Source organism: Streptomyces sp. NPDC006197, assembly GCF_040613865.1.
Lineage (GTDB): Bacteria > Actinomycetota > Actinomycetes > Streptomycetales > Streptomycetaceae > Streptomyces.
Genome location: NZ_JBEXSZ010000238.1, coordinates 1 through 7510, shown reverse-complemented (window position 1 = coordinate 7510; position 7510 = coordinate 1). Strand labels below are relative to the sequence as shown.

At 71.3% G+C, this 7510-nt stretch carries 5 protein-coding genes; 1 reads left to right on the top strand and 4 read right to left on the bottom strand.

Annotated elements, in window-relative coordinates; all coding sequences use genetic code 11:
- Nucleotides 1-100 precede the first annotated feature (100 nt).
- On the bottom strand, nt 101-457 hold the full coding sequence (locus tag ABZ318_RS38290) for an iron-sulfur cluster assembly accessory protein (protein WP_015033024.1): 357 nt from the start codon (nt 455-457) through the stop codon (nt 101-103).
- 237 nt (nt 458-694) lie between these two features.
- Between ABZ318_RS38290 and nadA the strand changes: the two genes are divergently transcribed.
- A complete protein-coding gene (gene nadA, locus ABZ318_RS38285) occupies nt 695-1873 on the top strand; it encodes a quinolinate synthase NadA (RefSeq protein ID WP_356907033.1) in 1179 nt (392 codons plus the stop codon).
- A 101-nt stretch (nt 1874-1974) separates the two neighbouring features.
- On the opposite strand, the gene ABZ318_RS38280 is transcribed toward nadA, so the two are convergent.
- The 3 genes from ABZ318_RS38280 to ABZ318_RS38270 form a co-directional block, all read right to left on the bottom strand.
- Complete coding sequence (locus ABZ318_RS38280; RefSeq protein ID WP_356907032.1) at nt 1975-5103, bottom strand: efflux RND transporter permease subunit; 3129 nt, start codon at nt 5101-5103, stop codon at nt 1975-1977.
- Nucleotides 5104-5279: 176 nt separating this feature from the next.
- A complete protein-coding gene (locus tag ABZ318_RS38275; RefSeq protein WP_356907031.1) occupies nt 5280-5969 on the bottom strand; it encodes a response regulator transcription factor in 690 nt (229 codons plus the stop codon).
- Nucleotides 5966-7228, bottom strand: coding sequence for a sensor histidine kinase (locus ABZ318_RS38270; protein ID WP_356907030.1), 1263 nt, complete (start codon nt 7226-7228; stop codon nt 5966-5968). Before ABZ318_RS38270 ends, ABZ318_RS38275 begins: the two co-directional genes overlap by 4 nt.
- Between the last annotated feature and the right edge of the window lie 282 nt (nt 7229-7510).

The following is a 7510-nucleotide window of genomic DNA, read 5'->3' as shown; positions in this document are numbered from 1 at the left end:
GCCGCACCCTCACCTGCGTCGCCTGCACGGCCCTCGACGGGGGCGGGGTGCACGGCAGTGTCGTCAGTCCCGGGGCCGCCGCCCTCACCCACGTACAGGCCTAGCTGAACGAGTCGCCGCAGGCGCAGGAGCCCGTGGCGTTCGGGTTGTCGATGGTGAAGCCCTGCTTCTCGATCGTGTCGACGAAGTCGATCGACGCGCCCCCGAGGTACGGGGCGCTCATGCGGTCGGTCACGACCTTGACGCCGTCGAAGTCCTTCACGACGTCGCCGTCGAGCGAACGCTCGTCGAAGAACAGCTGGTAACGCAGGCCGGAGCAGCCGCCGGGCTGAACGGCGACGCGCAGGGCCAGGTCCTCGCGGCCTTCCTGGTCGAGGAGGGCCTTGACCTTGGCCGCGGCGGCGTCGGACAGGAGGATGCCGTCGCTGACAGTGGTCTTCTCGTCCGATACGGACATCTGCTTCTCTCCCGGTGTGTACGGAGACTGCTTGCCGACGGTTGTAACCGACGGTGCCCCGGATCCATTCCGGGCCGAGTGGGGTCTTCCCTCTTTCATGCTCGCACACCCCGTCCAGGAGCGCGGACGGCGAATTCGTCACATCGACACTATGGACATCGTCGATATGACGTGAAGCGGGTTATGATAGATAGCGTCATTTAGACGAAAAGGCTCCCCGAAGAAAGGGTGCGTGACGTGACCACCGCCCAGCCCCTGGACGTCCAGCCGACGCCGCTCGCCCTGCTCCTGCTCGGCCGCGAGGCCGACCCGAAGAGCGAGCGCGGCGTGGAGTGTCCTGGCGACCTGCCGTCGCCCTCCGACCCGGACCTCGTGGAGCGCGCCCGCGCCGCGAAGGAGAAGCTCGGGGACAAGGTCTTCGTGCTCGGTCACCACTACCAGCGCGACGAGGTCATCCAGTTCGCCGACGTGACCGGTGACTCCTTCAAGCTGGCGCGCGACGCCGCCGCCAAGCCCGAGGCCGAGTACATCGTCTTCTGCGGCGTGCACTTCATGGCCGAGTCGGCCGACATCCTCACCGGCGACGAGCAGAAGGTCGTCCTGCCCGACCTCGCGGCCGGCTGCTCGATGGCCGACATGGCCACCGCCGAGCAGGTCGCCGAGTGCTGGGACGTGCTGACCGAGGCCGGCATCGCCGAGCAGGTCGTGCCCGTCTCGTACATGAACTCCTCGGCCGACATCAAGGCCTTCACCGGCAAGCACGGGGGCACGATCTGCACCTCGTCCAACGCCGAGCGGGCCCTGAACTGGGCCTTCGAGCAGGGCGAGAAGGTGCTCTTCCTGCCGGACCAGCACCTGGGCCGCAACACCGCCGTCCGCGACATGGGCATGTCCCTGGACGACTGCGTGCTCTACAACCCGCACAAGCCCAACGGCGGACTCACCGTCGAGGAGCTACGCGCCGCCAAGATGATCCTGTGGCGGGGCCACTGCTCGGTGCACGGCCGCTTCTCGCTGGACTCGGTCAACGACGTGCGCGAGCGCATCCCGGGTGTGAACGTGCTCGTCCACCCCGAGTGCAAGCACGAGGTCGTCGCCGCCGCGGACTACGTGGGCTCGACCGAGTACATCATCAACACCCTGGAGGCGGCCCCGGCCGGTTCCAAGTGGGCCATCGGCACGGAGCTGAACCTCGTCCGGCGACTGGCGAACCGTTTCGCCGACCAGGGCAAGGAGATCGTCTTCCTCGACAAGACGGTCTGCTTCTGCTCGACGATGAACCGCATCGACCTCCCCCACCTGGTGTGGACCCTGGAGTCCCTGGCCGAGGGCAACCTCGTCAACCAGATCCAGGTCGACAAGGAGACGGAGAGCTTCGCCAAGCTCGCCCTGGAGCGGATGCTGGCCCTGCCGTAACGGTTCCTGCCGTAACGGTTCTCCCGTTCGTACGCCGGAAGGGGCGCCCCACGAGCTCGTGGGGCGCCCCTTCCTCATGCCGTACCGGAATGCCGTACGGATCAGACCGCCGTCGGCTCCTTCGCCTGCGGCGGGACCGGGACCTCGCCGGACTTCGCCGCCCGCTTCGCTGCCTTCTTCTTCGCGCGGCGCTCCTTGCGGAGCTCCACCATCGCGTAGAGCGTCGGGACGAGGAGCAGGGTCAGCAGCGTCGAGGTGATCAGACCACCGATCACCACCACCGCCAGCGGCTGGGCGATGAAGCCGCCCTCGCCGGTGATGCCGAGGGCCATCGGCAGCAGGGCGAAGATCGTCGCCAGGGCGGTCATCAGGATCGGGCGGAGCCGGTGCCGGCCGCCCTCGACCACCGCTTCGACGACGCCCAGGCCCTGCGCCCGGTACTGGTTGATCAGGTCGATCAGGACGATCGCGTTGGTGACGACGATGCCGATGAGCATCAGCATGCCGATCATCGCCGGGACGCCCATCGCCGTGCCGGTGACCACGAGCAGGCCGATCGCGCCGGTCGCCGCGAACGGGATCGAGACCAGCAGGATCAGCGGCTGGACCAGCGACCTGAAGGTCGCCACCAGGAGCATGAAGACGATCGCGACGGCCGCGAGCATCGCCAGGATCAGGTTGAGGAAGGCATCGGACTGGTCCGCGGTGACGCCGCCGACGGTGGCGGTGGCGCCCTCCGGCAGGTCGAGGCCCTTCAGCTTCGCCTGGAGGGCGTTGCCCACCGCGCCGGTGTTGTCACCGACCGGCTTGGCCGTGATCGTCGCGGCGCGCGCGCCGTCGATCCGGGTCATCGAGACCGGGCCGGGGACCAGTTCGACGGTGGCGATGTCGCCCAGCTTCACCGGGCCGAGCGGCAGGGCCTTGAGCGCGGCCAGGGTGGTGGCCGGGTGGGCCGAGGTGATGAGGACGTCCCGCTCGCTGTCGTCGAGGATCGCCTTGGCGGCCGGGGTGCCCCGGACGGCCTGGGCGACGATCGCGCCGAGCGAGGTGGTGTCGAAGCCGGCGTCGGCCGCCCTGGCGTTCGCCTTCACGGAGACGCGCGGGACGGACTGCGACAGGTCGCTCTCGACGTCGGTGACGTCCTTCAGCCCCGCGACCGCGGCCCGGACCTGCTCGGAGGCCTTCTTGAGGACCTCCGGGTCGGCGGCCTTGACGACCACGCTCAGGTTCTGGGAGCCGAAGCCGTCGCCGGCGGCGATGGTGGTGTCACCGATCCCGTCGAGCGCGCCGAGGCCCTTCTCGATGGCGTCCCGGGTCTTCTCGTACGAGGCGGAGTCCTCCAGGCTCACCTTGTACGAGGCCTGGTTGGAGCCGGTGCCGCCGCCGAAGGCCGCCATGAAGCCGGAGGAGCCGACGGTGACCTGGTAGTCCTTGACGCCCTCGGTGTCCGCGAGGACCTTCTCGACCTTCTTCGCGGCCTCGTCGGAGGCCCCCAGGCTGGTGCCGGGCGCCAGCTCCTGCCGGATGTTGAGCACCTCCTGCTCGCCGGGGTCGAAGAAGTTCGTCTTCAGGAGGCGGCCCATGCCGATGGTGACGGCGAAGACGACGAGCGCGATGGCGAGGCTCATGAGCCGACGGCGGGTCGCGAACCGCAGGACCGGTACGTACGCGCGCTGCAGACGGCTCTTCTCCTCCTTCTCCTCGGCCAGGCGGCGGGCCTCCTCCGGGTCCTCGGACGTGCCCTTGGGAGCGCGCAGGAACCAGTACGAGAGGACCGGGACCACGGTCAGGGAGACCAGCAGCGAGGCGAGCAGGGCCGCCGTCACCGTCAGCGAGAAGGAGCCGAACATCTCGCCGACGATGCCGCCGACCAGACCGATCGGCAGGAAGACGGCGACGGTGGTGAGGGTCGAGGAGGTGACGGCGCCCGCCACCTCGCGGACCGCGGTGAGGATCGCGCTCTGGCGCTCCTCGCCGTAGCCGAGGTGCCGCTTGATGTTCTCCAGGACCACGATCGAGTCGTCGACGACCCGGCCGATGGCGATGGTGAGCGCGCCGAGCGTGAGCATGTTCAGCGAGAGGTCACGGGTCCACAGCACGATGAGGGCGAGGACCACCGAGAGCGGGATGGAGACCGCGGTCACCAGGGTCGAGCGGAGCGACGCGAGGAAGACCAGGATGACCAGGACGGCCATGACGAGGCCGAGCGCGCCCTCCGTGGTCAGACCGGAGACGGCCTTGGCGACGGCCGGGCCCTGGTCGGAGACCACGGTCAGCTCGGCGCCGGCGCCGAGGTCGCGGCGCAGCTCGGGCAGCTTCTCCTCGACGGCGTCGGAGATCGCGACGGCGCTGCCGTCCTTGTCCATGGTGGCCATCACGGCGAGGGTGGGCTTGCCGTTCGTCCGCGTGAGGGAGGTGCGCGGGGACTCCTCCTGCTTCACGGTGGCGACGTCGCCGAGGCGGACCGCCTTGCCCTTGCCGGGAACGGCCGCGGGGATGCGCAGGTCCTCGATCTGCTTCAGCGAGGTGTAGCCGCCGCCGACCTGGATCGTGCGGGACTTGCCCGCCTCCGAGAAGGCGCCGGCCGGCATCGTGGCACCGCCGGAGCGCAGGGCCTCGGCGAGCTTCATCGTGTTGAGTCCGGCCGCGGCGAGCTTCCGCTCGTCCGGGGTCACGGAGACCTGGAGGTCCTGGACGCCGCTGACGGAGACCTGGCCGACGCCCTCGATGTCCTCCAGGGCGGGCACGACGCTCCGCTCCAGCTGGTCGGCGAGTGCCTGCGGGTCCTTGTCCGAGGCGGCGGCGAGGACGACGGTCGGCATGTCGTCCGTCGAACCGGCGATCACCTGCGGGTCGACGGCGTCGGGCAGCTGGGCGCGGGCCCGGTTCACGGCCTGCTGGACGTCGGCGACGAGCTGCTTCGTCGACTCGTCGCCGTAGTCGAAGGAGGCCATGACGACGGCCATGCCCTCGGAGGCGGTGGAGGTGACCGACTTGAGGCCGTCGACGGACTTGAGGTTGTTCTCCAGCGGCTCGACGACCTGCTTCTCGACCACGTCGGGAGAGGCGCCCTGGTAGGGGGCGAGGACCGAGACCATGGGCAGCTCGATCGAGGGGAGCAGTTGCTGCTTCAGCTGCGGGATCGCGATCGCCCCGAACACGATCGCGACGATGGACATCAGCCCGATCAGGGCCCGTTGCGCGAGGCTGAATCTGGACAGCCAGGACATGGGGTCTCTCTTCTGTGGCGTACTCGTCGACAGGCGGGAGCAGCCAAGACCCCGGCCCGACCCGCTGGATCCGCCGGAGGTGCCCCCCGTCTATACGATCTGCCATCCGCGGCCGGAAGTCCTCGGCCCCCGGGTCCACTTCCTTACGCCGCGCATACCGCGTCTGGAGTACGCGCTCACTCCACCCGGGGGCGTACGAGACCGGACTCGTAGGCGGTGACCACCAGCTGGGCCCGGTCGCGGGCACCGAGCTTGGCCATGGTCCGGTTGACGTGCGTCTTCACGGTGAGCGGGCTGACGTCGAGCCGCTCGGCGATCTCGTCGTTCGACAGGCCGCCCGCGACGAGGACGAGGACCTCGCGCTCCCGGGCGGTGAGCGCGGCGAGCCGCTCGGTGCGGGCCCCGCCCGGCGTGGCCGCGGTGTCCTCGGCCGGGCCCTGGGCGAGGAAGGAGGCGATCAGGCCCTTGGTGGCGGCCGGGGACAGCAGCGCCTCGCCGGCGTGGGCGATCCGGATCGCGCCGAGGAGCTCCTCCGGCTCGGCGCCCTTGCCGAGGAAGCCGGAGGCGCCGGCGCGCAGCGACTGCACGACGTACTCGTCGACCTCGAAGGTGGTCAGCATGACGATCCGTACGTCGGCCAGCTCGGGATCCGCCGTGATCATCCGGGTGGCGGCGAGGCCGTCGGTGCCCGGCATGCGGATGTCCATCAGGACCACGTCCGGCCGCGTGGAGCGGGCCAGCGCGACCGCCCCGTCGCCGTCGGGCGCCTCCCCGACCACTTCCATGTCGGGCTCGGAGTCCACCAGGACCTTGAAGGCGCTGCGGAGCAGGGCCTGGTCGTCGGCGAGCAGTACCCGGATCGTCATGTGCTGTCCTCCCCCGTGCGGGACGTCACCGGCAGTATCGCCTGCACGCGGAAGCCGCCGCCGTAGCGGGGCGCGGCGGTGAGGGTGCCGCCGAGCGCGCCGACCCGCTCCCGCATGCCGAGCAGCCCGTGGCCGCCGACCGGGGGCTGCTCGGCGGCCGAGGGCGGGACGGCCGGCGGCGTGCCGTCGTCGAGGACGGTGATCTCGACCGTACGGCCCACCCGGACGACGCTCACCTCGGCCTTCGCGTCCGGTCCCGCGTGCTTGCGCACATTGGTCAGGGCCTCCTGCACGATCCGGTACGCGGCGAGGTCGACGGTCGCCGGCAGCGTCAGGCCCTCGTCGGCGCGGGCCAGGGTGACGGGGAGGCCGGCCTTGCGGAAGCTGTCGAGCAGCCCGTCGAGGACGGCGAGGCCCGGGGCGGGTTCGGTGGGGGCCTCCGGGTCGCCGGACTGGCGCAGCAGGCCGACGGTGGCGCGCAGCTCGTCCAGGGCGGAGCGGCTGGCCTCGCGGACGTGCGCGAGGGCCTCCTTGGCCTGGTCGGGGCGCTTGTCCATGACATGCGCGGCGACCCCGGCCTGCACGTTCACCAGCGCGATGTGGTGGGCGACGACGTCGTGGAGGTCGCGGGCGATCCGCAGCCGCTCCTCGGCGACCCGCCGCCCGGCCTCCTCCTCGCGGGTCCGCTCGGCCCGCTCGGCCCGCTCCCGGATGGCGTCCACGAAGGCCCGGCGGCTGCGGACCGCGTCCCCGGCCGCGGCCGCCATCCCGGTCCAGGCGAAGACGCCGAGGTTCTCCTGCGCGTACCAGGGGGTCGGGCCGAAGGCCATGGCGGCGGCGGTGAGCACCGCCATCGTCGCGAGACCGACCCGCCAGGTGGTGGGCCGGTCGGTGCGGGAGGCGACCGTGTAGAGCGCGACGACGGCGCTCATCGCGATCGGGGCGGGCCGGACGTCGTCGACCAGCTCCAGGAGGGTGATCACGACGGTGAAGGAGAGCACCGCGAAGGGCTTGCGCCGGCGCATCACCAGCGCGGCGGCCCCCGCGATCATGGCGAACACGCTCCACACGTCGGGCGCGCGGTCCCCGAAGGTCGGCCCGTCCGGGCTGCCGTGCGGATCGGTGAAGGACCCGGCGACCATCGCGACGAGCGAACCGGCGGCGATCACCGCGTCGAAGGCGAGGGGGTGCGCGCGGAACCGGTCCCGGAGACGGGCGTAGGGGGTGCCGGTGGTGGTGGCGGGGCCGGTGGGGGTCACGGGAGACAACGGTACGGGTCCCTGCGGGGCGGGGCGGGGCCGGAGCCGGGACCCCGCCCTGCGGGCGGCCGCGCCGGGCGCTGCCCTTCCCGCACCTCCGTGTGGGCAATCGTCCCGCAGGGGCGGGACGGGTGGGCACACGGGACGGCGCCTCTGCGGGCGCGCTCCGCCTTCCGGGCCTGGACCCGCACCACCAGTGCGCTGTGCACGGGGTGCGGGTTCAGGCTCGGGAGCCTAGGCCCGGCAAGGGGCGCCGTTCCGTTGTGCCCACCCGTTCCGCCC

Coding starts and splice junctions, on each gene's coding strand:
- ABZ318_RS38290 (WP_015033024.1), bottom strand. CDS start 457: ATGTCCGTATCGGACGAGAAGACCACTGTCAGCGACGGCATCCTCCTG.
- ABZ318_RS38280 (WP_356907032.1), bottom strand. CDS start 5,103: ATGTCCTGGCTGTCCAGATTCAGCCTCGCGCAACGGGCCCTGATCGGG.
- ABZ318_RS38275 (WP_356907031.1), bottom strand. CDS start 5,969: ATGACGATCCGGGTACTGCTCGCCGACGACCAGGCCCTGCTCCGCAGC.